This window comes from Streptomyces sp. NPDC001135, assembly GCF_053598395.1.
The window spans coordinates 26,406-50,066 of the sequence record NZ_JBSFKD010000002.1 but is presented as its reverse complement, the minus strand read 5'-3'; the positions used below and the strand labels follow the sequence as shown (position 1 = coordinate 50,066).

At 74.3% G+C, this 23,661-nt stretch carries 24 protein-coding genes and 1 pseudogene; 7 read left to right on the top strand and 18 right to left on the bottom strand.

Annotation, left to right across the window (positions count from 1 at the left end; genetic code table 11):
- Positions 1 to 17: 17 nt before the first annotated feature.
- The 12 genes and pseudogenes from ACWC94_RS03270 to ACWC94_RS03215 form a co-directional block, all read right to left on the bottom strand.
- Positions 18 to 1,043 carry a glycoside hydrolase family 6 protein gene (locus ACWC94_RS03270; RefSeq protein ID WP_450794660.1) on the bottom strand — a complete coding sequence of 342 codons (1,026 nt, stop codon included), beginning with the start codon at positions 1,041 to 1,043 and terminating at the stop codon, positions 18 to 20.
- Between the two features lie 97 nt (positions 1,044 to 1,140).
- Positions 1,141 to 1,809 carry a class F sortase gene (locus ACWC94_RS03265; protein ID WP_450794659.1) on the bottom strand — a complete coding sequence of 223 codons (669 nt, stop codon included), beginning with the start codon at positions 1,807 to 1,809 and terminating at the stop codon, positions 1,141 to 1,143.
- Positions 1,810 to 1,817: 8 nt separating this feature from the next.
- The gene (locus tag ACWC94_RS03260; protein WP_450794658.1) at positions 1,818 to 2,366 is read right to left on the bottom strand and encodes a hypothetical protein; all 549 of its coding nucleotides are present in this window, start codon (positions 2,364 to 2,366) and stop codon (positions 1,818 to 1,820) included.
- 126 nt (positions 2,367 to 2,492) lie between these two features.
- Positions 2,493 to 3,272, bottom strand: coding sequence for an HAD-IIA family hydrolase (locus ACWC94_RS03255; RefSeq protein ID WP_450794657.1), 780 nt, complete (start codon positions 3,270 to 3,272; stop codon positions 2,493 to 2,495).
- A 252-nt stretch (positions 3,273 to 3,524) separates the two neighbouring features.
- A pseudogene (locus ACWC94_RS03250) lies at positions 3,525 to 4,314 on the bottom strand (ABC transporter ATP-binding protein); the annotation flags it as partial.
- Position 4,315: 1 nt separating this feature from the next.
- Positions 4,316 to 5,020: an HAD family hydrolase gene (locus tag ACWC94_RS03245; RefSeq protein WP_450794656.1), complete on the bottom strand. Its 705-nt coding sequence runs from the start codon at positions 5,018 to 5,020 to the stop codon at positions 4,316 to 4,318.
- On the bottom strand, positions 5,017 to 6,141 hold the full coding sequence (locus tag ACWC94_RS03240; protein ID WP_450794655.1) for a TIGR03364 family FAD-dependent oxidoreductase: 1,125 nt from the start codon (positions 6,139 to 6,141) through the stop codon (positions 5,017 to 5,019). The genes ACWC94_RS03245 and ACWC94_RS03240 overlap by 4 nt, the downstream gene beginning before the upstream one ends.
- Before the next feature lie 133 nt (positions 6,142 to 6,274).
- The gene (locus tag ACWC94_RS03235; RefSeq protein WP_450794654.1) at positions 6,275 to 7,030 is read right to left on the bottom strand and encodes a GntR family transcriptional regulator; all 756 of its coding nucleotides are present in this window, start codon (positions 7,028 to 7,030) and stop codon (positions 6,275 to 6,277) included.
- A gap of 55 nt (positions 7,031 to 7,085) precedes the next feature.
- Positions 7,086 to 7,982 (bottom strand): hypothetical protein, encoded by an 897-nt coding sequence (locus tag ACWC94_RS03230; protein WP_450794653.1) that lies wholly within the window; start codon positions 7,980 to 7,982, stop codon positions 7,086 to 7,088.
- A gap of 94 nt (positions 7,983 to 8,076) precedes the next feature.
- The gene (locus ACWC94_RS03225; protein WP_450794652.1) at positions 8,077 to 8,364 is read right to left on the bottom strand and encodes a hypothetical protein; all 288 of its coding nucleotides are present in this window, start codon (positions 8,362 to 8,364) and stop codon (positions 8,077 to 8,079) included.
- Positions 8,365 to 8,389: 25 nt separating this feature from the next.
- Positions 8,390 to 8,746, bottom strand: coding sequence for a hypothetical protein (locus ACWC94_RS03220; RefSeq protein ID WP_450794651.1), 357 nt, complete (start codon positions 8,744 to 8,746; stop codon positions 8,390 to 8,392).
- 501 nt (positions 8,747 to 9,247) lie between these two features.
- Positions 9,248 to 10,438, bottom strand: coding sequence for an ROK family transcriptional regulator (locus ACWC94_RS03215; protein ID WP_450795010.1), 1,191 nt, complete (start codon positions 10,436 to 10,438; stop codon positions 9,248 to 9,250).
- A 48-nt stretch (positions 10,439 to 10,486) separates the two neighbouring features.
- Here ACWC94_RS03215 and ACWC94_RS03210 point away from each other — a divergent pair, with 48 nt between their 5' ends.
- The 3 genes from ACWC94_RS03210 to ACWC94_RS03200 all read left to right on the top strand — a co-directional run bounded on the left by ACWC94_RS03210 (position 10,487) and on the right by ACWC94_RS03200 (position 13,077).
- Complete coding sequence (locus ACWC94_RS03210; RefSeq protein ID WP_450794650.1) at positions 10,487 to 11,566, top strand: Gfo/Idh/MocA family protein; 1,080 nt, start codon at positions 10,487 to 10,489, stop codon at positions 11,564 to 11,566.
- Positions 11,566 to 12,111 carry a heme-degrading domain-containing protein gene (locus ACWC94_RS03205; RefSeq protein ID WP_450794649.1) on the top strand — a complete coding sequence of 182 codons (546 nt, stop codon included), beginning with the start codon at positions 11,566 to 11,568 and terminating at the stop codon, positions 12,109 to 12,111. The genes ACWC94_RS03210 and ACWC94_RS03205 overlap by 1 nt, the downstream gene beginning before the upstream one ends.
- Positions 12,112 to 12,213: 102 nt before the next feature.
- Positions 12,214 to 13,077, top strand: coding sequence for an LLM class F420-dependent oxidoreductase (locus ACWC94_RS03200; protein ID WP_450794648.1), 864 nt, complete (start codon positions 12,214 to 12,216; stop codon positions 13,075 to 13,077).
- A gap of 13 nt (positions 13,078 to 13,090) precedes the next feature.
- On the opposite strand, the gene ACWC94_RS03195 is transcribed toward ACWC94_RS03200, so the two are convergent.
- Entirely contained in the window at positions 13,091 to 15,223 is a 2,133-nt protein-coding gene (locus ACWC94_RS03195; protein WP_450794647.1) for an MMPL family transporter, read from the bottom strand.
- 127 nt (positions 15,224 to 15,350) lie between these two features.
- On the opposite strand from ACWC94_RS03195, the gene ACWC94_RS03190 reads away from it, so the two are divergent.
- Complete coding sequence (locus ACWC94_RS03190; protein WP_450794646.1) at positions 15,351 to 16,064, top strand: TetR/AcrR family transcriptional regulator; 714 nt, start codon at positions 15,351 to 15,353, stop codon at positions 16,062 to 16,064.
- A 95-nt stretch (positions 16,065 to 16,159) separates the two neighbouring features.
- Here ACWC94_RS03190 and ACWC94_RS03185 read toward each other — a convergent pair whose 3' ends face one another.
- The 3 genes from ACWC94_RS03185 to ACWC94_RS03175 form a co-directional block, all read right to left on the bottom strand.
- Positions 16,160 to 17,017, bottom strand: coding sequence for a fumarylacetoacetate hydrolase family protein (locus tag ACWC94_RS03185; protein ID WP_450794645.1), 858 nt, complete (start codon positions 17,015 to 17,017; stop codon positions 16,160 to 16,162).
- A gap of 127 nt (positions 17,018 to 17,144) precedes the next feature.
- Complete coding sequence (locus ACWC94_RS03180; RefSeq protein ID WP_450794644.1) at positions 17,145 to 17,870, bottom strand: YidC/Oxa1 family membrane protein insertase; 726 nt, start codon at positions 17,868 to 17,870, stop codon at positions 17,145 to 17,147.
- Positions 17,871 to 17,970: 100 nt separating this feature from the next.
- Positions 17,971 to 18,282 carry a DUF6412 domain-containing protein gene (locus ACWC94_RS03175; RefSeq protein ID WP_450794643.1) on the bottom strand — a complete coding sequence of 104 codons (312 nt, stop codon included), beginning with the start codon at positions 18,280 to 18,282 and terminating at the stop codon, positions 17,971 to 17,973.
- An 87-nt stretch (positions 18,283 to 18,369) separates the two neighbouring features.
- On the opposite strand from ACWC94_RS03175, the gene ACWC94_RS03170 reads away from it, so the two are divergent.
- Entirely contained in the window at positions 18,370 to 19,305 is a 936-nt protein-coding gene (locus ACWC94_RS03170; RefSeq protein ID WP_450794642.1) for a serine hydrolase domain-containing protein, read from the top strand.
- 15 nt (positions 19,306 to 19,320) lie between these two features.
- Here ACWC94_RS03170 and ACWC94_RS03165 read toward each other — a convergent pair whose 3' ends face one another.
- Positions 19,321 to 19,848 carry a winged helix-turn-helix transcriptional regulator gene (locus ACWC94_RS03165; protein WP_450794641.1) on the bottom strand — a complete coding sequence of 176 codons (528 nt, stop codon included), beginning with the start codon at positions 19,846 to 19,848 and terminating at the stop codon, positions 19,321 to 19,323.
- Positions 19,849 to 19,991: 143 nt separating this feature from the next.
- Between ACWC94_RS03165 and ACWC94_RS03160 the strand changes: the two genes are divergently transcribed.
- Positions 19,992 to 21,386, top strand: coding sequence for an MFS transporter (locus tag ACWC94_RS03160; protein WP_450794640.1), 1,395 nt, complete (start codon positions 19,992 to 19,994; stop codon positions 21,384 to 21,386).
- Positions 21,387 to 21,420: 34 nt separating this feature from the next.
- On the opposite strand, the gene ACWC94_RS03155 is transcribed toward ACWC94_RS03160, so the two are convergent.
- Positions 21,421 to 22,230 carry a class E sortase gene (locus ACWC94_RS03155; protein ID WP_450794639.1) on the bottom strand — a complete coding sequence of 270 codons (810 nt, stop codon included), beginning with the start codon at positions 22,228 to 22,230 and terminating at the stop codon, positions 21,421 to 21,423.
- Between the two features lie 191 nt (positions 22,231 to 22,421).
- On the opposite strand from ACWC94_RS03155, the gene ACWC94_RS03150 reads away from it, so the two are divergent.
- The gene (locus tag ACWC94_RS03150; protein WP_450795009.1) at positions 22,422 to 23,444 is read left to right on the top strand and encodes an SEC-C metal-binding domain-containing protein; all 1,023 of its coding nucleotides are present in this window, start codon (positions 22,422 to 22,424) and stop codon (positions 23,442 to 23,444) included.
- The last annotated feature ends 217 nt before the right edge of the window (positions 23,445 to 23,661 follow it).

The following is a 23,661-nucleotide window of genomic DNA, read 5'->3' as shown; positions in this document are numbered from 1 at the left end:
GCGCGGTTCCCCGCGCCCTAGGGCCGGCTGTTCCTCGCCAGTTCAAGAGCGTAGGCCGCCCACCAGTTCCCCGCCTTCGGTCCGCCCTTGCACGTGCCGTCGGACTCCCCCGGGCGCTTGACCCACAGGTAGGCGTCCACCAGGGGGTCGGCCGTCTTCGTCGTCGGGGTCTCGCCCAGGGCCCGGCCCGGTGGGTTGCACCAGCGCTGGGCGGGGTCGCCGCCAGTGTAGGGGCCCTTGCCGTTGCGGCTGGTGTCGATGACGAAGTGGGCGCCGCCCACCTTGGCCGAGAGCTGCTTGCCGTAGGCGACGGAGTCCTGGGTGGAGTAGAAGTTGGAGACGTTGACGGAGAAGCCGTCGGCCCGGTCGACACCCGCCTGCCGGAGGGGCTGGTAGATCTGGTCGGGGTGGCCCCAGCCCGCGTTGCCCGCGTCCAGGTAGACCTTGGTGTTCTTCAGGGACTTGAGCTTGTTGATCGCGCCCTTGAGGAGGTCGAAGCGCTCCTCGCGGAACTGGGCCGGGGTGCAGCCGTCCACGAGGTGCAGGACGGCGTCGGGTTCCAGGACGACCATCGCGGAGCGGTCGCCGATGCCCCGGGCCACGCCGTCGATCCAGGCGCGGTAGGCGTTGCCGTCGGCGGCGCCGCCCTGGGAGTACTGGCCGCAGTCGCGGTGCGGGATGTTGTACAGGACGAGCAGGGCCGTGCGGTCGGACCTCTCGGCGGCCTCGGTGAAGCCCCGGGCCTCCTTCTCCGGGTTCTCGGGGCCGATCCACTCCCCCACCGGCTGCTCGGCGATCTTTCTGACCTGCTCGGCCTCGGACTTCCTGCCGGATGTGGCGTAGGCGGCGAGCTGGCGGGCCGCGGTGCCGTCCGGGTTGACCCAGAACGGGTCGGCGGCCTTGGGCTGTTGGGTGATGCGGGACGCCGGATCCCCCTTCTCGTCCCCGCCTCCGGAGGAGCATCCGGCGAGCAGCAGTGCCGCTCCCAGCACCATCGCCGCCGACGCGCGCGCGGAAGAACGGGCCCCCCTGCTGTCGTACATACGATTCCCCCTGGCCCCCTGGGCGATCTGGTCAGGGTGCCAATCGTGGCATATCCGGCCGGTGCGTCACGAGGTCGCGTGGCGGGGCGTACGGGGGTCAGCGGGTGGTTCCGGTGAGGTACGCGGAGACCACCACGTTGGCCGTGTAGCGGTGGCCGGTGCGGTCGAAGGAGCCGCCGCAGGTGATCAGGCGCAGCTCGGCGCGGCCGGGCCGGTGGGGGCCGTAGGCCTGATCGGCGTCGAAGCCGGCGCGGGGCAGGACACGGACGTCGTCGATGGTGAACTCGGCGACCGTGCCGTCCGAGCGGACCACCCGGACCGTCTCGCCGGGCGTGAGCGTGCTGAGCCGGTAGAAGACCGCGGGCCGGGTCGCGGTGTCGACGTGCCCGACCAGGAGCGCCGCACCCCGGGCACCGGGGGCGGTGCCCGCGCCGTACCAGCCGACCACACCCGGCTGGTCGAGGGGTGGCGGGTCGACGGCGCCCTGGGCGTCCAGGCCGCGGCTCACCACCGGTGCCCGCACCCGCAGCTGCGGGATGTCCACCCGCTGGGGTACGGCGTCCCCGAGCGGTGTGGCCGGGCGGGGCAGCCGGGCGGGGTCGGCGGGTCCGACGGCGAACAGGTCACCCGTGGCGGGGCCGGCCGTGCCCTGCGGTACGCCGGTCAGCCCGCGCCCCCACAGCCACAGCCCGAGCAGCAGCAGGGTCCAGGTGAGGCCGGTGAGGAGCCGCCCGGTGCCGGGGGCTCGCCCGCGGTCGTCGGACATGGGCCGCTTCAGCGCGTACGGCGACTGCGGCGGGCGCCGAGCCCGACGGCGACGGCCGCGATCCCGGCGAGGGCGAGTCCGGTCACCGACTGGACGGTGTCGGGTCCGGACCCACTGGTGGCCACCGTGGCGAAGTGCGCGGTGCCGCCGCCGCCCGCGTTGACGGGGGCGACGGGCGTGGTGTCCGCGGTGGGCTGCCGGCCGGGCTCGGCGGACTGCCCGGCTCCCGCGCCGCCCACCGTGACCTTGCCGGTGATCACCGAGTCGGCGCAGGTGATCCTGACGTCGTAGACACCCGGCCGCAGGGAGGAACGGACGCGGGTCTCGCCGGACAGGGCGCCCTGGCTGCCGGTCAGCCGCGCGTCGGAGACGAACGCGGCCGAGGTGGCGGTGCCCTGCTGCCCGGAGCAGCCGCGCACCCGCAGGGACACGTCGGAGCCGGGGCCGGGGAAGGCGGGGGTCACGGAGACCGAGGCTCCGTCGGCCGCGTGGGCGGCCGGGGCGAACGCGGCGACGGCCAGGATTCCTGTACACAACGTGAGGCGTAGTGAGCCCATCGTGAACCTCCAGATATCAGGAGGCTCCCCCGGCCGGAGCGCCCCCGCATCCCAGGGGGGCGCCCCCTTGCTCCGAATGGGTGGATCGGGGGGTGAAAACCCCAGGTCAAACCCGGTTGGGACCGGTCAGACCAGGTCGACCAGGTCCGCGATGGAGTCGACGACCCGCGAGGGCCGGAAGGGGTAGCGGTCGACGTCGTCGGGCTGGGTGACGCCGCTGAGCACCAGGAAGGTGCGCATACCGGCCTCCAGGCCCGCGAGGACGTCGGTGTCCATGCGGTCGCCGATCATCGCGGAGGCCTCGGAGTGCGCGCCGATGGCGTTGAGCCCGGCCCGCATCATCAGCGGGTTCGGCTTGCCCACGAAGTACGGCTTCTTGCCGGTCGCGGCGGTGATCAGGGCGGCGACCGAGCCGGTGGCGGGCAGGTCGCCCTCGGTGGACGGGCCGACGTTGTCGGGGTTGGTGGCGATGAACCGGGCGCCGTCGTTGATCAGCCGGACGGCCTTGGTGAGGGCCTCGAAGGAGTAGGTGCGGGTCTCGCCGAGGATCACGAAGTCGGGTTCGTGGTCGGTGAGGATGTATCCGATGTCGTGCAGCGCGGTGGTCAGGCCCGCCTCGCCGATGACGTAGGCGCTGCCGCCGGGGCGCTGGTCGTCCAGGAACTGGGCGGTGGCCAGGGCGGAGGTCCAGATGTTGTCCACCGGCACGTCCAGGCCCATCCGGCGCAGCCGGGCGTGCAGGTCACGGGCGGTGTAGATCGAGTTGTTGGTCAGCACCAGGAAGGGCCGGCCGGACTCGCGCAACTTCTTCAGGAAGGCGTCGGCTCCGGGAATCGGGACGCCCTCGTGGATCAGGACACCGTCCATGTCGGTCAGCCACGACTCGATCGGCTTGCGGTCTGCCATGTTGTGCGTCTCCTGGCGTACGTACGGTCAAGAAAACGGGGGGCGCCGGAACCACGGCGTACCGACGCCCCCAGCCTAGTCAGACCTGTGTGATCCGGACCCCGTCGATCACCCAGTACCAGTTGTTGCCTCCGGTGTAGCGGAAGCGGACGCGCGCCCTTCTGCGGGGACACCTGCCGGTACTCCGCCGCGTGGGCGCGATCAGCTGCCGGTGGCCGACTTCCGGTCCTCGACGTACGACGTGAGGTTCTTGTCGATGTCCAGCCGGTGTGTGGCTCCTCGCCACTGGATCTCCCGTACGACACCGTCGAGCCGGTTGGGACCGGTCCCCAGCCCCACCAGGGGAAGGACGCCGTGAACGCGTCGGCGGGCGCCCGGTACAGCTCCCTCGGCGTCCCACAGGCCCGCAGTCGCGCCTTGTCCATGACCGCGGTCCGGTCGGCCAGGGTCAGCGCCTCGACCTGGTCGTGGGTGACGTACAGCATCGTCACGTCCGGCAACTCCCGGTGCAGCCGCGCGAGTTCCGCCAGCATCCCCGACCGTGGCCGGGCGTCCAGCGCGGACAGCGGCTCGTCCAGGAGCAGCACGTCCGGCCGGACGGCCAGCGCGCGGGCGATGGCGACCCGCTGCTGCTGCCCGCCGGACAGCTCACGCGGGTACCGGCGGGCGTAGGCGGCCATGCCGGTCATCTCCAGCGCCTCGGCGACCCGCTGCCGCATCTCGCTCCTGGCCGTCCTGCGCGCCCTGAGCCCGAAGGCGACGTTCTCGTCGACCCGCATGTGCGGGAAGAGGGCGTAGCCCTGGACGACCATCCCGATGCCCCGGCGGTACGGCGGCAGGTCCGTCACATCCCGGCCGCCGAGGAGCACCCGCCCGGACACGGGCCGTACGAACCCGGCGACCGCCCGCAGCGCGGTGGTCTTGCCGGAGCCGGACGGCCCGAGCAGCGCCATGACCTCGCCGGGCTCGACGGTCAGGTCGAGCGATTCGAGGACGGCGTTGCCGTCGTAGCGACGGTGACGGGGTCGAAGCGGATGCTCATCTCACCGGGCTCCCGTGAGCAGGGTGGGCAGGCCGGCGACGGAGTCCAGGACGTGGGTGGCGCCGGCGGCGCGGAACTCCGCGTCCCCGTGTGCGCCGGTGCGCACGCCGGCGACGATGCCGGCGCCCGCCCGTACGCCGCTGAGCACGTCGTAAGAGGTGTCGCCGACGACGGCGACCTGGGTCACGTCCTCGGCGGCCTTGGTGCGCAGGAACGCCTCCAGCACCATGTCCGGGAAGGGCCGCCCGCGCCCGCCCGCGTCGGCCGGGCACAGGGTGAGCGGGACGAGGTCGCGCCAGCCGAGGGCGTCGAGGACGGCGTCCTGGGTGACACGGGCGAACCCGGTGGTCAGGACGACGGTACGGCCGCTGCCGGCCAGTGCCTCGATGGCCTCGCGGGCGCCGGGGACGGGCGCGACGAGACCTTCCCCGACGAGCGCGCCGTACGCCTTCTCGAAGACGGCGTTGGCGCGCCGGGCGCGCTCCTCGGCGCCGAACAGGTGCCGGAAGACGGAGATCTTGGACTCGCCCATGGTGGCACGGACGTGGGCGAGGTGGTCGGCATGCTCGGCCGAGCCGGGTGTGACGCCCATTTCGGTGGCCGCCGCCTCGAAGGCGCGCTCGACCAGTCCGCCGTCGGCGACGGTCGTACCGGCCATGTCGAGGACGACGAGACGGATGTCGGTCGTGGTGTTCAACGTGCTCACCAGTCCAGTTCGTTCGCGGTGGTCTCGGCTATCGCGGGGGCGCAGGTCATGCCGCGCCCGCCGGGCCCGGTGACCAGCCACACCCCCTCGCGCACCTGCTGGCGGTGCACCACCCGGCCGGGCTCGGTGCACTGCGCGTACACGCCCGCCCAGCGGCGGCGGATGCGCGGCAGCGGCCGGCCGAGCAGGGACTCGACGACGCCGGTGAGGTGTTCGTAGGGCTCCTCGACGGTGTCGAAGGCGAAGGGGTGCTCGTACTCGTGGGTGTCGCCGATGGTCAGGCCGCCGTCGGCGCGCTGCACCATGAGCAGCTGCATCCTGTGCGTGGCGGCGGTCTTCGGCTGCGGCTGTCCGGCGTTGAGCCGGTCCAGGGCCGGGGAGGCGTAGGCCGGGTAGTAGCGGAAGCTGTCGGCGTCGGCGACGGAGGTGGTCAGCGGCTCGCCCAGCGGGTCGGTCTGCATCATCTGGAGGCGGACGCGGCGCACGGGCAGGTCCGGTCCGGCGAGTTCGCGGACCAGGCCGCCGAGCCAGGCGCCGGTGCACAGGACGACCGCGTCGGCGTGGTGCACGTCGCCGTGGTCGTCGCGGACGGTGCCGGGGCCGACGACGTCGCGCACCTCCCGGCCCGGCAGGAAGGTGTAGTTCGGGTGCCTCAACAGCTCTGTCCGCAGCGCGAGTTGGGCCGTTCTGGGCTCCACGGCGGCGTCCCGCTCGCAGTACAGGGCGGCGGTGCAGTCGCCCCGCAGGGCCGGGTTGAGGTCACGGGCCTCGCCCGGGGTGAGGAGCTTGTAGCCGCGGGCGGCGGCGTCCGGGCGGGCCGCGGCGGCCTCGGCGACGGCGAGTTCCAGGGGGCCCCGGACGGGGGTCAGGGACCCGTTGGCCCGGAAGCCCAGCGCCGGCACGCGCGCGCCGATGTCCTCCCACAGCTCCCGCGCCCGCAGCGCGGTCTCCAGCTCTTCCCCACCGGCGCGCCCACTGACCCAGATCTGCCCGAAGTTGCGCAGCGAGGCGCCGCGCGCCTCGGCCTCGCGCTCGATCTGGACGACCCGGTGGCCGCGCTCCACCGCGTGCCAGGCATGCATGGTGCCCACCACGCCGGCTCCGACGACTGTCACTCTCACGGCTGCAACGCTCCTCGCGATCGGGGAACCGGAAGGGTCCGGCTGACAACGAGAGCGTGAACGACCCATCACCTTTGGGCTAGACCCGTTATCCTTTCGTTACAATGCGGCACCCTGTCGCGCGGGACGTTTCTCAGCCGTTGAGACGCGTGGTGAAGGAGAACCGGTCGCCCCGGTACAGCGACCGCACACGCTCCAGGGGCCGCCCCTCGGTGTCCCGGGAGATCCGGTGGATCAGCAGCATGGGCAGGGCGGGCGGGGTGCCGATGAGGAGGGCTTCGCGGGGAGTGGCCAGCACGGTCTCGATCCGCTCGTCGGCGTCGCCGAAGGTGATGCCCTGGGTGGTGAGGTAGCCGTAGAAGGAGGAGTCGGGGTCGAAGTCGCTGTCCAGCCGCGGCACCCGCTCGACGGCGACGTACGTGCTCTCCAGGCCGACCCGTTCCTCGTCGGCGAGCAGCACGCGCTCCAGGTGCCAGACGGGTTCGCCCCGGGTGAGCCCGGTCTCGGCGGCGAGGGCGTCCGGGCAGGGGAAGCGGTCCAGCGTGACGAGGGTCCGTCCGGGCGTACGGCCCTGGCGGCGCACGCCCTCCGTGTAGCTGGCGAGGGACAGCGGCTGGGCGAGCTTGGGCCCGGCGACGACCGTCCCGCGGCCCCGGCGCCGCAGCCGCCCCTCCAGCACCAGTTCCCGTACGGCCTGCCGCACGGTCTCCCGGGCGACGTCGTAGCGCTCGGCGAGGTCCCGCTCGGTGGGGATGACGCTGTCCTCCCCGAGCTCCTCCAGCAGGGCGGCGATCCGCGCCTTCACCGCGTAGTACTTGGGGATGCGGCCGTGCTCGGGAATGCCGGAGCGGACGGGGGCGCCGGGGGCCTGGTCGTTCGGGTAGTCCACGCAGGGATCGTCGCAGACGGGGCGGGTCGCGCCCCAGCGGACCCCGGTTCACGGTTCAGCGGCGTCTGCGGGCCAGCAGCAGGGCTCCGCCGCCGGCCCCGAGGAGCGCGATGGCGGCCATGAGCAGCGCGCCGGCGCGGCCGGGTCCGGTACGGGCCAGCTCGTGGGCCCACTCCCCGGCCGCCTCCACCTCCTGGGCGAACGGCAGGGACGGGGCGGGCGTGGCGGTGGGGGTCCCGGTGCCGGGGGCGGGGGTGGGGGCGGGGGTGGGGGCTCCGGTGCCGGAGGTGGCCTGCGGGCCGGCGGACGCACTGGGGCCCACACCATCGCCCTCCTGTGTGCCGGCCGGGCCCGGCGTCGCGTCCTGCGGCGGCTCCTCGCCGTCCCGGGCGACCCCGAACCGGTACGCGTTGGACTCCCCGACCCAGTCCCCGTCGTCCCCCCGGCGCTGGACCACGGCGGCGGTGGCGGTGACCCGGTCGGCCACGACGTCGGAGCGGAGCGCGAGCCTGAGCCTGACGCTGACGGTCCCGCCGGGCGGTACGGCGAACCCGTCGAACCCCTCGCCGTCGAGCACGCCGACCAGCTCCTGTTCGTCGGTGCTCTCGAACGTCACCGGCCGGGCCCGGGGGCCGTCGTAGAACTCCAGCTCGGCCCGGTCCGGCTTCAGGGCGCGCTTGTCGTCGACGAGGACGACCACCGGGTGGACGCCGGTGCAGGTCCGGCGGGTGGTGTTGGTGAGGTCGAGGTACCAGGTGCCGTATCCGCCGCCCGCCTCGTAGGAGGCCGGGCCGCCGCGGATCCGGGTGGTCAGCGGGAAGGCGTGCGCGTCGGCGCCGACGCAGGCGGGGGGTGTGTCGGCGAAGGCGGGTGCCGGCGACGACACGGGGACGACCACGGCGGCGGCTGCGGCAAGGCAGAGGGACAGGGGCGTGCACAGTCGCATGAACACATGACCATGCCGGGTGGCGGGCGGGGACCGCGGACGCCACTCCGCCGGCCGGCCGGAACTCCGCCCGGTCGGCGGAGGTCCGGCGGGCGGGGGGTCAGGAACCGCAGAGGCGCTGGGCCTGGGTGGCCGCCGCGACGCGCCGGGCGTCGGCGTCCTGGAGCGCCTGCAGCTGGGACTGGTCCGGATGCCCGCCATCGGCGACCTGGCGCTGGATGCCGTTCTTCAGGGCTTCGTAGTCGTGTTCGGCGGTCGCGGCGGCCGACACGGCCTGGTCGCACGCGGTGTCCGTGCGCACGGAGGCGGCATGGGCCGCCGGGGGGAACGCGAGGAGCAGCGCGGCACCGGCCGCGGCAACGGCCGCCGGCAGACGTGGGGACGTCATGGGATGACACCTCCGAAGTGCGGGATCAGGAGGACAGCAGGACCAGCCGGGTGGGGTCCTGTGTGTCGGCGCATTCCTGGTACGGGTCGGGGTCGCCCCGGCGTTCCCGGCACGTCCACGTGGCCCCGGCCGCACGCACCTCGACGGGCGCGCCCTTCGTGCCGTGCCAGACCTCGGTGTAGGCGGCCGCCGTCCGGAGCGCGGTGGTGCAGGGCACGTTCCCGGTGGCCGACACGCCGAGCCCGGAGGCCCGGTCCGTTCCGCAGTAAGAGGTGGGTCTCCGGTCCGCGCCGGTGTCGGCGAAAGCCTGGGCGGGCACCGCGAGGCAGAGCGCGGCGGCCCCCAGCAGACCGGCGACCGTTCCCATCCTGGTCGCGTGCACGTGCTACCTCCTTGCCGGGGAAAGCCCGGCGCACCGAGTACCCAGGGCGCGCCCCCGGCCCACGTACCGAGGTGCCCGCGAAACTCCACGGAAGTCGTACCTCCCCCGGTGTCCCAGGGCCTGGGAGGACCCCCGGCGGTGGGCGCTGGGGGTACCCCGAACCGGGGCCGGGCCACCCGGCCGGCGCCGTCGAGCGGCTCCCTCCCCGGCCGGCCCCGGCGCGGGGCCCCGCCCAGGCCCTGTCGTCAATCTCCCGCCTGCCCCCGCCGCCAGGCACGCGCTCGCGCCGCACCGGGCGAAAGCCCGGGTACATCCAGTACGAGGCCTTCCGCCCGGCACTTCCCGGCCTCCGGCCGGGGCCCCAGAGCACGCGGCCGACGCCGCAGGGCCGCCCTCCGGGCGACGACGGGCGTGCGACGAGAGGACCCGGGGGGCGTGTGGGTCAGCCCGGGTCCGCGACGCCCGGCACGGCCTGGTCCGACCCGGTCCAGACGAAACCCCCTAGGCGTCGCCCCGCCCGAACACCGGCGCCAGCAGCAGCTGCGCAGCCCCCTCGGCCACCGCCCGCTCCCCCCGCGGAGCGACCCGCACCGGCACCGGCTCCCCCCGCATCCCCTCCCGCGCCGCCCGGGCCCGAAGCACCTCGTCGACCCCCCGCACGAACGCCCCCGGCGCCCGCGCGACCGTCCGCCCCCCGAGCAGCACCACGTCGATGTCCAGCAATCCGGCCAGATTCCCCGCCCCCACCCCCAGCACCCGCGCCGCCTCCGAGGTCTCCCCGCGCCCCACCGCCGCCAGGCACAGCACCTCCACGCACCCCCGGTTCCCGCACTCGCACAGCGGCCCGTCCAGCTGGATCACCTGGTGCCCGAACTCCCCGGCCCCCGTCCGCGCCCCCCGATGCACGCGCCCGCCGATCACCAGCCCGGCGCCGAGCCCCGTCCCGAGATGCAGATAGGCGAAGGATCCCCCTTCGCCCCCGACCGACAGCCCGAGCGCCGCCGCATTCGTGTCCTTGTCGACCACGACCGGCACCCCCAGTCGCTCCCCGAGCGCGTCGCGCAGCGGAAACCCGTCCCACTCGGGGAACCCGGTGACCCGGTGCAGCACCCCCCGCGCGTGGTCGAGCGGCCCCGGGAGCGCCACTCCCACCCCGAGCAGCGTCCCCGCGCCGGCCGGCGTCCCGGCCCCGGCGGTCCCGTGCGCACCCGGGCCGAGTCCGTCCCGCACCACCCCCTCCACCGCGCCGACGACCGCCCCCAGCACGGCTTCCGCCCCCGCCCCGAGATCCAGCCCGGCCCGCCGCTCCCCCACCACGGCCCCGTCCAGATCGGCCAGCACCACCCGCAGCTCGTCGCGGTCCAGGTGCACCCCCACCGCATGTCCGGCCTCCGGTACGAGCCTCAGTACGGTGCGCGGCTTGCCGCCCGTCGAGGCCCGCCGCCCGGCCTCCGCCGCGAGCCCCTCCTCCCGCAGCCGCGCGGTGATCTTGCTGACGGCCTGCGGGGTCAGACCGGTCCGCTCGGCCAGTTCGAGCCGGCTGATGCCCTCGGCCCCGGCGTCCCGCAGCAGCCCCAGCACCAGCGCGGTGTTGTGGCTGCGCACCACGCCGAGATTCGCCCCCGCCGGCCCGGCACCCCCGGCCCCGCCGCCCGTCCTCGTCGTCGCCCTCGTGCTGTTCACGCCACCCATTGTCCCCACCGCTTGCACTTTGGCAACAGCGTTGCGAAAGTGGGTCCCATGACAGGACGCACGACTGCCACCCCCCTTAGCGTCGGCCTGATCGGCTACGGCCTCGCCGGCTCCGTCTTCCACGCCCCGCTGATCGCCGCCACCGACGGCCTCACCCTGGACACCGTCGTCACCTCCCGCCCGGAGCGGCAGGAACAGGCCCGCGCCGAGTTCCCGGACGTGACGCCCGTCGCCACGCCCGAGGAGCTCTTCGACCGCGCGGACCGGCTGGACCTGGTCGTCATCGCCTCCCCGAACAGGACACACGTACCGCTCGCCTCCGCCGCCCTGAAGGCGGGCCTGCCGGTCGTCGTCGACAAGCCGGTCGCCGGCACCGCGGCCGAGGCGCGCGACCTCGCCGCCCTCGCCGAGGAGCGCGGCCTGCTCCTGTCCGTCTTCCAGAACCGCCGCTGGGACAACGACTTCCTGACAGTGCGCCGGCTGGTCTCCCGGGGGGAGCTGGGCGACGTCCGGCGCTTCGAGTCCCGCTTCGAGCGCTGGCGCCCCGAGCCGAAGGGCGGCTGGCGCGAGTCCGGCGACCCGGCGGAGATCGGAGGTCTGCTCTACGACCTCGGCAGCCATGTCGTCGACCAGGCCCTGGTCCTCTTCGGCCCGGCGGCCGAGGTGTACGCCGAGGCGGACATCCGCCGCCCCGGCGCCGAGACCGACGACGACACCTTCATCGCGCTCACCCACGCGAACGGCGTCCGCTCCCACCTCTACGTCTCCGCGACGACCGCCCAGCTCGGCCCCCGCTTCCGGGTCCTCGGCTCCCGCGCCGGCTATGTGAAGTACGGCCTCGACCCGCAGGAGGCGGCCCTGCGGGAGGGGCTGCGCCCGGGTCCGCAGTGGGGCGCGGAGCCCGAGTCCCTCCACGGCCGTATCGGCGCCGGAGAGTCCCCGCTGACCGGCGGCGGCACCCCCGTACCGACCCTGCGCGGCGACTACCCGGCCTACTACGCGGCCGTCGCGCGTGCCCTGACCGGCGCCGGCCCCAACCCGGTGACCGCGCTGGAGGCGGCCGCCGCCCTGGACGTACTGGAAGCGGCCCGCAGGTCCGCCCGGGACAAGGTGACGGTGACCCTCTGATGCAGCACCAGCAGCACCAGCAGAGCCCTCAGCACCCTTCGCCGACCACCGCGAGGACCGCCCCGGGGCCTGCCCCGTCCGTCGCGGACCTGTCCGTCACGGAGCTGGAGGCACAGGAACGCCGCCTGGTCTTCCGGCGGTTCACCCCCGACGACGCCTGGGCCCTCGGCTCGCTCCTCGTCGAGCTGGCCCGGGAGCGCGAGCTCCCGGTCGCCGTGGACATCCACCGCGCCGGGCAGCAGCTCTTCCACGCGGCCCTGCCGGGCTCCACCCCGGACAACGACGCCTGGATCGCCCGCAAGCGCCGCGTGGTGGAGCGCTACGGCGCCTCCTCCTACCTGGTCGGCGCCCGCTTCCGCGCCAAGGGAACGACCTTCGAGGACTCCTCCCGCCTGGACCCCGACGTCTACGCGGCCCACGGCGGCTCGTTCCCGATCACCGTCGAGAACGCGGGCGTCATCGGCGCGGTCACCGTCTCCGGCCTTCCCCAGCTGCGGGACCACCGGTTCGTCGTGGAGGCGCTGGAGCGGTTCCTGAAGGAGTGACACCCTCGGGAGTCAACGCCCTCGGGAATCACCTGAGGCATCCCTCCGGTTGGGATGGCTGCAGACGTAGACGATCACGGCCCCACCCGGAGGGATCGACCCATGAGCACCGTGAAGGACAGGATCGGCCGGTACGGCATCTGGAGTGTCGGCCTGCGCACGGAGGACCCCTCCCGGCGCGGTGAACTGGCGGACGCGGCAGCGGAGTTGGAGGGCCTCGGCTACGGCGCCGCCTGGCTGGGCGGCAGCAGCGCCGCCCGTCACGCCGTACCGCTCCTGGAGGCCACCACCACCCTCGCCGTCGGCACCAGCATCCAGAGCATCTGGCAGTACGACGCCGAGGCGAGCGCGGCGGCCTTCGCCGAGGTGGACGCCGCCCACCCCGGCCGCTTCCTGCTCGGCCTCGGGGTGAGCCACGCCAAGCTCGCCGACCAGTACCGCCGCCCGTACTCGGCCCTCGTCTCCTACCTCGACGCCCTCGACGCGGCCGGGGTGCCCGCGGACCGCCGGGTGCTGGCCGCCCTCGGCCCGAAGACCCTCCAGCTGTCCGGCGACCGGGCGGCGGGCGCGGTGCCGTACCTGGTCACCCCGGAGCACACCGCCCAGGCCCGCGGGATCCTCGGCGAGGGCCCGCTGCTCGCGCCGGAGCTGAAGGTCGTCCTGGAGACCGACCCGTCCCGCGCCCGCTCCCTGGCCCGCGGGACCCTGGCCATGTACCTCGCCCTGCCGAACTACACCGGAAACTTCCTGCGCCTCGGCTTCACCGAGGACGACCTGACCGACGGCGGCAGTGACCGCCTGGTCGACGCGCTCTTCGCCTGGGGCGACGACCAGCGCATCCGCGACCGCATCGAGGACTTCCACCGGGCGGGCGCCGACCACGTGGCCCTCCAGGTGGTGGCAGAGGGGGAGAGGGAGGACCTCCCGAGGCAGGAGTGGCGCAGGCTCGCCTCTCTGCTGGGGTGACCGGCCCGGCCCCTCAGGCGCCCTCGACGTCCACGTGGGGCAGCACCCGGTCCAGCCACTTCGGCAGCCACCAGTTGGCACGGCCGAGCAGAACCATGCTCGCCGGGACCAGGATCCCCCGGACGACGGTCGCGTCCAGCGCGACCGCGCAGGCCAGGCCGATCCCGAACATCTTCACGACGGGGTCGTCGGACAGCAGGTAGCCGAGGAAGACGCTCACCATGATCAGCGCGGCGGAGCTGATGATCCGCCCCGTGGAGCCGAGGCCGTCGACCACGGCGCGCCGGTTGTCCCCGTGCCTCAGGTACGCCTCGCGCACGGCGCTGAGCAGGAACACCTCGTAGTCCATCGAGAGGCCGAACAGGACGGCGAACATCAGGAGCGGCACATAGCCGGGGATGGGCACCGCGCCGTCGAGGCCGATCAGGGAGGCTCCTCGGCCCCACTGGAAGACGGCGGTGAGGATGCCGTACGCGGCGGCGACGGAGACCAGGTTCATGACGGCGGCCTTCGCGGCGACCAGCGGCGAGCGGAAGGCGAGCAGCAACAGCAGGCCCGCCACGGCCAGGACGAAGCCGCCGACCAGGGGCATCCGTGCCGCGATCCGGGCGTTCAGGTCGGTCTGCGTGGCCGGGGTGCCGCCCACGTGGGTGGCCTGTCCGCCGTGCCCTCCCGCCCGGGGCAGGGTGGTGTCGCGCAGGTGCCGTACGAGCGCGGCCGTCGCCGGGTCGCCGGGCGCCGTACCCGGAGTGACCTGCCACAGTGCGGTGCGGCGGTCGGTGCTCAGCTGCGGTTCCGCAACCGAGGCCACGTCGTGCGTGGTGCGCAGGGCCCGGGTGAGCCCGGTCAGCCGTGGGTCGGTGGGGCCGGACGCCGGGGTGGGCAGGGTGTCGGTGACCTGGAGGAGGCCGTTGGAGCCCGGGCCGAAGGCGTCCGTCATACGGTCGTAGGCGATACGGCTGTCGGTGCCGGCCGCCTTGGTGCCGGCGTCGAGCTGACCGAAGGCGAGCGTCGCGGCCGGGGCCGCACAGACCGCGACGACGGCGGTCGCCGCGAACAGCAGACGCCAGGGGCGGGCCGCGACGTGCTCGGCCACGCGGGCCCAGCCGCGGGCTTCCTCCGCGGGCGCCGCCTTCTTGGGAGTGAGGCGGCGGCCGAGCAGGCTGAGCAGGGCGGGCAGCAGGGTGAGGTTGACGAGGAGTGCGGTGAGCACCGCGATGCCGGGCGCCAGCGCGAGGGCGTCGAGCAGGGGCAGTCCGCCGAGGGCGAGGCCGGCCAGGGCCGCGATGACGGCGGTCCCCGCGAAGGCGACCGACTTGCCGGACCCGGCCGTGGTGCGTACGGCGGCGTCCTCGATACCGGCCCCGGCGGCGCGCAGCTGCCGGAACCGGCTGAGGGAGAACAGGCTGTAGTCGATGCCGACGCCGAGGCCGATCATCGCCGCGATGGTCTCGGCCGACGACGGGACGTCCGTCAGGTGGCCGAGGAGGGCGAGCAGGGACAGGGATATGCCCAGGCCGAGTGCGCCGAGCGCCAGGGGGAGCACGGCGGCGAGGAGACCGCCGAAGGCCAGGGCGAGCACGAGGAACGCCGCCGCCACGCCGATGGCCTCGCTGCGGCCGGTGGTGCCCTTGTCGACGGCGGCGGCGAGCTGGCCGCCCGGGGTGACCTCGATGCCCGCGTCGGCGGCCGGGTGCGCGGCGGCCGTGACGCGACGGGTGAGGTCGGGCGTGATGTTCCGGCCGGAGACGTCCAGGCGCACGGTGAGATACGCGGTGTGCCCGTCCTTGCTCATGGCGGCCCGCCCGGCCGTCTCGTAGGGCGTGGTGACGGCGGTGACGTGGGGCACCGCGGCGATCGCGCGGGCGGCGGAGGTGACGGCCGACCGCGACCGGTCGGTGGTCAGCGCGGGCCCGTCGGCCGAGGTGTGCAGGACCACGGGCTGTGCGCCGGTCCCGGAGCCGGGGAAGGCCTTGTCGATCACGTCGACGGCGGCCTGGCTGTCGCTGCCGGGCAGTGAGACGACGTCCGTGACGGCCCGGCCGAACCAGCCGGCGGCCCCCAGGGCGGCGGCCAGCATGAGGACCCAGGCGACGACGACCGTTCCGGGTCTGCGGGCGCACCGGCGCCCCACTGCAGAGAACATGCGCTCGGCTTTCGTGACGAGAGACAACCTGCACCCGACTTATTGCACTCACCGTGCAATGAACCGGGACCGGCACAGGTTGCACTCGTAGTGCAATAATGTCAATCCGAGCGGGCGAGGAGAGGGCATGACGGCGAAACGAAGCGGCACACCGGCCGGGCGCGCGGGCGAGTCGGCGGACTTGCCGTCCGTGCTGTTCTCCGGGGATCCGGACGCGGCGGGCACCGGGACCGGTCCCGCGGCGCGCGGCAGACGCACCAGGGAGAAGATCGCCGACGCCGTGCTGGCACTCCTCGACGAGGGGCACAGCCAGTTCCCGGCCGAGCAGGTCGCCCAACGGGCCGGGGTGTCCAGGCGCCTGGTGTTCCATCACTTCGCCGACATGTCGGCGCTCGCCGACGCGGCCATCGAACGCCGGCTGCAGCAGATCGCCGCCCAGGTCCGGCCGCTGCCGACCGAGGGAGCGCGCGCCGCCCGCGTCGACGCCCTGACCGAGCAGCGGGCCCGCATCCTGGAGTGGCTCACCCCCGCCTACCTGGCCGTCCTGCGCCTGGACGACCCCTCCCCCCGCGTCCGGCAGACCACCCAGCAGCTGCTGGACTTCGCCCGCTCACGCCTGGCCGAGGTGTTCCGCGCCGAACTCGACCGGCTGCCCGAGGCGGAGAGGTCCGATCTCCTCAACGCCCTGGACGCGGTCACCACATGGTCCGCCTGGCACCACTGGCGCGGCGCGGGCCTCGACACCGGGACCGCCCGCCGCGCCATGCGGACCGCGGTGCTCGCCCTGCTCGCGGCGACCGACCCGCCGCCCGGCCGGCACGGGGCGGGCGGCGCCCCGTAGGGCGCGGGGCGGGACCGGATCTGCGGCCGCCGCCGCGTGGGCGCGAGCGGCGACGACGGACCCGTCGGCCGCCCGGCCCGCGCAACCCCGCCCCGTCAGGCGTCCTTGAACTCCTGCCGCTGACGGCCGAGCCCGGCGATCTCCAGCTCGACCACGTCCCCGGCCCGCAGATACGGCTTCGGCTCGGGCTGCCCCATGGCCACCCCGGCCGGCGTCCCGGTGTTGATGACGTCCCCGGGGTACAGCGTCATGAACTGGCTGACGTACCGCACGACTTCACCCACCGGGAAGATCTGCTCGGCCGTCGTACCGTCCTGCTTCAACTCCCCGTTGACCCACAGCTTCAGCGACAGCTCCTGCGGATCCGGAACCTCGTCCGCCGTCACCAGCCACGGGCCCAGCGGGTTGAACGTCTCGCAGTTCTTCCCCTTGTCCCAGGTCCCGCCGCGCTCGATCTGGAACTCCCGCTCGGACACGTCGTGGGCCACCGCGTACCCGGCGACATGTCCGAGCGCCGCCTCGGCCGACTCCACATAGCGGGCCGTACGCCCGATGACGACGGCCAGCTCGACCTCCCAGTCGGTCTTCACCGAACCGCGGGGCACCAGCACCGTGTCGTTCGGCCCGGCCACCGTGTCCGGCGCCTTGAAGAAGACCACCGGCTCGGCGGGCGGCTCGGCGCCCGTCTCACGGGCGTGGTCGTGGTAGTTGAGCCCGATGCACACGATCTTCCCGATGCGGCCGAGCGGCGGCCCGATCCGCAGGCCCGTCGCGTCCAGCGCGGGCAGCGCACCGCCCTCGGCGGCGGCCCGCACCCGGCCGAGCGCGGCCTCGTCCGCGAGAAGCGCGCCGTCGATGTCCTCGACGATCCCCGACAGGTCCCTGAGGGTTCCCCCGGCGTCCAGCAGCGCGGGCCGCTCCGCCCCCGCCGTCCCGACTCGCAGCAGCTTCATGGTCAGCATCTCCCTCGATCGCGGGCGCCCGGCCGATGGGTGCAGCCATCGGAGGACTGGCTGATCCTCCAATCCCGCTGTCCACTCCGCAAGACCCTGTTCAGGTACTGGACCGTCACCACGGCTCCTACCGATAGAGAGCGGCCCGCTCCACCGTGCTCCAGGCCGTGCTGGTGACGACGTACAGCGCGGCGGCGAGCGGTACGACGGCCACGGTGACGAGCGTGAAGAAGGACATGAACGGCACGACCTTGTTGACCGCGCCGAGCCCCGGCACCTGCTCACCGCCCCCGGCGCCCCCCGCGACGGGACCGGCCGCCGTCATCCGCCGGGTACGCCGGTAGTTGAAGGTGGCGACGGCGGCGACGAGGACGAAGAGCCCGAGGTAGACCAGCCCGGCCGGACCGAACACCCCGTCCCCGCCGAGCGCGTCGGACCACCGCCCGCCGAGCGGCGCCGCGAACAGCCGGTGACTGAGCAGGGCGTTCCCCTCGCCGCCGATCGTGGGGCTGGAGAAGAGGTGGTAGAGCAGGAAGAAGGCGGGCAGCTGGAGCAGGCCGGGCAGGCAGCCGGACAGCGGCGAGACCTGTTCCTCGGCGTGCAGTTCCAGCACCGCCTTCTGCAGCCGCCGCGGGTCCCCGGCGTGCCTCTCGCGCAGGACGGCGATGCGCGGCTCGAGTGCGGCGCGGGCGCGCCGGCCGCGGGCGGCGGCGCGGGACAGGGGGTGGACGAGGAGTCGTACGAACGCGGTGAACAGGACGATCGCGGCGGCGGCCGCGGAGGCGTGGAAGAGCGGCTGGAGCAGGTCGGCGAGTTGCTCGACCAGGTGGGCGAACAGGGAGAAGACGGACATGGGTGAGCCCTCCGGGGGTCTCGTCGTGCCGGAAGCGTGCTGGAGATGAGCAGAACGGCATGACGACCCGCGCGGGGTCACGTACGGAAGGTGAGGTGCCCTACGCGGCGGTCGCCGGAAGGGCGCGCCCGGGTGCCCTCGGCCGGCGCCGGCCGGGCGCGTCGGGATCGCGCTGCGGCAGGAAGGCCGTACGGCGGGCCCGGTCGCGTATCGCCGTGCGCACCCGGGTCGGCGGGACGGCGGGTGCCGAGCGGGCGCTGAGGAGGGAGCACAGGGCGAGCGCGGAACCGGCGGCGGCGGTCGCGGCGAGGGCCACGGTCGCGGAGAGGCTGCCGGTGTCGAGCAGCATGACCGGCAGCAGCAGAAGCAGCAGCGGGGCGAGCGCACGCGACCGCGCAAGACTGCGGACCACTCGGCTCCCCTCCCCACGGCCACAACTGCCCATACCTGCCTGCTCTTTATACCTGACCTGCGTGAACGGTGAGTAGAGCGGCCGGTGATGACGAAGAACACGCTCGCGTCGCCGCGTCCCCGACGGACAATGGGCGGGGCCCACCGGCCCTACGACACCGCCCGCCGCACCCCGAAGGGCCCGCACATGCCGCGCATTCCCACGTGTGTCCTGAGCGACGCGTCTCCCGCACGGGTCAGCGGCGGTCACGCGGTGGACCGGTTCGTCGAGATCGGCTCCTTCACCAAGGTGCTCACCGGTACGGCGCTGATGCGCATGGCCGCCGCGGGTCTGCTCGACGCCGACGACCCGGTCGAGCGCTGGTTCCCCGGCGCGCCCCGCACCGGGATCACGTTGCGGCACCTGGCCGAGCACACCTCCGGGCTGCCGCGCCTCCCGCCCGGCACCCGTCCCCTGGACCCCTACGCCCCGTTCGACGACGCCGCCCTGCACCGGCTGGTCGGCCGGCTGGACGAGGTCGCGGTCCGGCCGCCGGGACAGCAGGAGGAGTACTCCAACCTCGGGTACGCCGTCCTGGGCGCGGCGCTGGTGAGCGCGGCCGGTGCGCCGTACGAGGAGCTGCTCGCCGAACACGTCCTGCGACCGCTGGACGTCGACGAGGTGAGCGTCCGGCCCGCCCCCGGCCGGCGTCTGCTCGCCCGCGGGCTGTTCGGCAGGGAGCGCAGGCCCTGGACCATGGACGGGGCGATCCTCCCGGCGGGCGGCCTGTGGGCCACCCCGCGCGCCGTCGCCGATCTGCTGGTCCGGCTGGCGGTGGAGCGCCGGCTGGGAGATCCCGCTCCCTCCTGGGTGACGACCGGCCGGCTGCGCTGGCACAACGGCGCCACCCGGCACGCCTCGCTGTTCGCCGGGGCCATGACGGACGGCCGGTGGGTGGTGGTCCACCGGCTGGGCGGCCGGTCGAACCGGACCGACCGCATGGGTGTCGAGCTGGTGGCGGGCGGCGGCTCCGGGGCCTCCTGAGCCACGCCCGGGTGGTCAGGCGGGCTCCGTCTCCAGCGGCTCCAGCAGCCGCTTCGGCTTCAGCAGCACCCGGCTGACGGGATCCGCCGGATTCGGGTCGAGCCCCGGACCGGGCTCCATGACCACGTCCTCGACGGGTACGACCGCTCCGCACACCGCGCACTCGCCGTACGGCCCGAGTTCGGTGCCGCAGGCCACGTGCCGGAAGTACCGCAGCTGGCTCTCGCCGAAGTGCTCGCGCCCCCACAGCCCGAGGGCCCGCAGGGTGGGCCACAGGGCGAGGCCGCGCTCGGTGAGGACGTACTCGTCGCGCGGCGGCGACTGCTGGTAGCGGCGCTTTTCGAGGATGCCCTCGGCGGTCAGGGCCTGCAGGCGGGCGGCCAGGACGGCGCGCGGGATGCCGAGGTGGACCAGGAAGTCGTTGTACCGCCGCACGCCGTAGAGCGCGTCGCGGACGACGAGCAGCGTCCAGCGTTCGCCGACGATCTCGAGCGCGCGGGCGATCGAGCACTCCTGTGTCGCGTAGTCCTTGCCCAGTGCCATGCCGTCCACTGTAGCCACTTTCCGACACCTCGGTTCGGTGACCGAACTTAGGTGTTACGGTAAGGGGGACGGGGTCAGTTCAATGACCGAACCGTGACGCGTTCGGTGCCCCCGCGCAGTCCCCGGAAGGACAGGACCACGCCATGACCGGGCTCGACTCCCCCGCCCCCGCCCCCACAGCCGTACGCGGCGAACCCACGCGGGACGCCCCCGGACACCCCCGGGCCACCCTCGCCGTCACCAGTGCGGCCACCGCCGTCGCGTTGATGACGTACACGGCCCCGATGGTCACCCTCCGGGACACGGCGACGGCCCTGCACACCCCCGTCTCCGCCCAGGCCTGGCTGCTCAACGGCTCCCCCCTCGGCCTCGCCGCCCTGCTGCTGGTGGCCGGCAGCCTCGCCGACGACCACGGCCGCCGCCGGATCTTCCTCACCGGCACCCTGGCCCTCGGCCTCACCACCGCCCTCGGCGCCCTCACCACCTCGACCTGGCAGTTCACCCTCGCCCGCATCGCCCAGGGAGCGGCGAGCGCGGCGATCCTGGCGAGCAGCCTCGGCCTGCTGGTGGCCGCCTACCCGTCGCCGCGCGGCCGCCTGCACGCGACCGGCGTGTGGGGTGCCTTCGTCAGCGGCGGCATCGCGGTGGGCCCGCTGGTCGCGGGCGCCCTGCCGACCTGGCGGATCGCATACGGCGTCCTCGGCGCCGCCGCCCTCCTGGTCGCGGCACTCGGCACCCGCGCGCTCACCGAGTCCCGGGCCCCGCGCGACGGCCGCCCGGACGTCCTGGGAGCCTTGACCTTCGGCCTGGCTCTGGTGGCCCTGCTGGCCGCCCTGGCCCTGGGCCGCGACGGCTGGCTGCGCGCCCCGGTCGGACTCCTCCTCGCGGCAGCCGCGGTCCTGATCGCACTCTTCGCCACGGTGGAACACCGCACCCGCACCCCGATGATCGACCTCGGCCTGCTGCGCCACGCCCGCTTCCTGGCCTCCGCCGCCGGCGGTCTGTTCACCGGCCTCGCGGTGATCGCCCTGTTCAGCTTCCTGCCGACCCTGCTCCAGCGGACCCTGCGTCTGTCCCCCATGGAGACGGCCTGGCTGTTCCTGCTCTGGTCCGGGCTGAGCTTCGCGGTGGCCCTCCAGGTCAAGCACCTGGCCGGCCGTATCGCCCCGCGCGTCCAGCTCGCCGTCGGCTTCGCCCTGCACACCGTCGCCGTCCTGACCATGCTCGGAGCCGCCGCCTCCGGCTCCTGGACCCGTCTGCTGCCCGGCCTGGTCGTCGGCGGCGTGGGCAGCGGCCTGCTCAACGGCGCGCTGCCGCTGCTCGCCGTCGAATCGGTCCCGCGCGAACGCGCCGCGATGGGTTCCGGCGCCCAGCAGACCTTCCGCTACATCGGCTCCAGCGCCGGCGTCGCCCTGACCATCGCCGTCGCCACCTCCGCCCACACCCCGACCGCCGGCGCGAACCTCGCCCTGCTGGTGTCGGCGGGGCTGGGGGCGGTGGGGGCGGTGAGTGTGGTGGTGCCGCGGGAGCGGCGGTAGCCGTATCCGGCCGGTGGGGCCGCGCAGTAGCCGGTCAGCGGGGCCGCATGGACACCAGCTTCCCCCACACCACCATCCGGTACCGCGAGGTGAACTCGGGGGTGCAGGTGGTCAGGGTGATGTAGTAGCCGGGCGCGTCGTACCCGTACGCGGGCCGGACGAGGGAGCGCGGCACGGCGCGGACGACCCCCGAGTCCGCCGCCGAGGTCCGCGGCAGGATCTGGTCGACCTCGTACGTGTAGGTCGCCGTCCGCGTCTCCACCTCGATGTCGTCCCCGCGCCGCAGCCGGGGCAGATACCGGAAGGGTTCGCCGTGCGTGTTCCGGTGCCCGGCGAGCGCGAAGTTCCCCGCCTGGCCCGGCTGCTGGGTCCCCCGGTAATGGCCGACGTACCCCTTGTTGAGGACGTCGGCCTTGCCCACCCCCTCGGCGACGGGGACGCGCAGCCCCAGCCGGGGGACGGTGAGGACGGCGTACGCCTGGGACCGCCGGGGCAGGGCGGCGGGGACGTACGGCCGCCGCGGCGCACGGGACCCGGGCGAGCCGGCGTCGGACGCGGGCGCGGCGGAGGGCTCCGGCGAGACGGAGGCGTCCGGCGACGCGGAGGCACGGCCGGTGCCCGTGGCCGGGCCCCACTCCCGTTCCAGCGCCTCCACCTGCCGCTCGGCCCCGCGCCGGGCCTCACGGTTGGTCCACCACAGCTGGTGCACGACGAGCAGCATGAGCAGCACGCCGAGGGTGACGAGCGCCTCGCCCCCGCCCCACAGCACCCGCCGGCGCCGGGCACGCCTGCGCCGATCGCTGTGCCGTACGACCCGCACGCCCGACCGGATCGGCATCCGCATCCACCTCCACGGGAGCCGACGGCACGATAGGCGCACCGGGCACAACTGGCCATAGCCGCACACGAGAAGACGTCCCCGGAACCGCCGGCCCTCATCGACCGGTTTCGGGCGGAGTGACGCCGCAGGGGGACGGGGAGCCGATGACCAGCACATACCCCCCTCCGTCCCTGCTCGGCAGTACGGTGTCCCCCATGCGCCCCGACACGCCTGCCGAGAACGTCGACCACACCGCCGAAGCGGCACGCCTGGAGCGGACCGCCGGACTGTATCCCGAGGACGCCGAGGCCCTGCTGCTGAGGGCGGCGGCCCATCTCGAACTGTCCGGTGACCGCCCCGCGGCCACCGCGCTCTACGACCGCCTGCTGTCCACGACGGACGGCCTGGAGAACCCTCCCCTGGTCCGCGCCCTGAAGGCGTCGAACCTGTGGGAGTACGGCCACGAGGCGGAGGCGAGAGCCATCATCGACGGCATCCGCACGACCGCTCCCCGGGACCCGGCCCCCTGGGTGATCATCGCGGAGTCCCTGGAGTCGCACGACGAGCTGGAGGCGGCGGAGGAGACCTTCACGGAGGCGGCCCGCCTCCTCCTGCCGGACACGGCCGGGACACCGGAGGGTGTGGCCCCCTCCACCCACCCCCTCCTCTACGGCCGCCACCGCGTCCGCCGCATGCGGGGCCTGCCGCACGACGCCTGGGACACCCTGGCCGACACGCTCCACACGTCCCCGGTGTCGCTGGACGAACTCCACGACCCCAAACGCGTATGGTCCCTGGGCTCGGACAACCCGGCGGAACTGGCGGCGGAGATCTCCCGCCTGCGAGCCGAACTGGGCGCCTACCGAGAGGCCCTCTCCCGCCCCTTCCCGGTGGCGGTCCTGCACTGGCCGGCGCCGGAACTGGCGGAGCTGCTGTCGGCGTACCCGCCTCTGTCCTCGGAGTACCCGTCCCACGAGACCCACCTGCAGACCATAGAGTCCTCGCTGCGCGAGCTCTCCTCCTCGGGCACGGCCAACCTGGGCATCGTCACGGGCACGGTCCCGTCGTACGAGGCCTTCGCGGCGTCGGAGGGCTCGTCCCCGACGGACGCCACCCTGCTCCCGCAGTACGCGACAACCCTGGCGGCCCGGGGACGGGCCGCGGCTTGGCCGCCTCAGCAAGGGGCCGAGTGCTGGTGCGGGGCGGGGCAGGTCTATGCGGAGTGCCACGGCGCATAAAGCCGGCTTCCGGCAGGACGCCCCGTCCTTCACCACCGCAAGCCGCCAACCCGACCCGGCGTGCCGCCACCCAGCCGGCGCGCCCCTCACTCCGGCTGTCCATCCGGCCCGCCGAACGACCACACCCCTGGGCCCCGCCTTCACCGGGCCGCTCGCTCGCATCCTTCCTGTGCTGGAGCGGCCCGGGTCAATGGTGGCCCGAAGGGCCAGCGGCGCC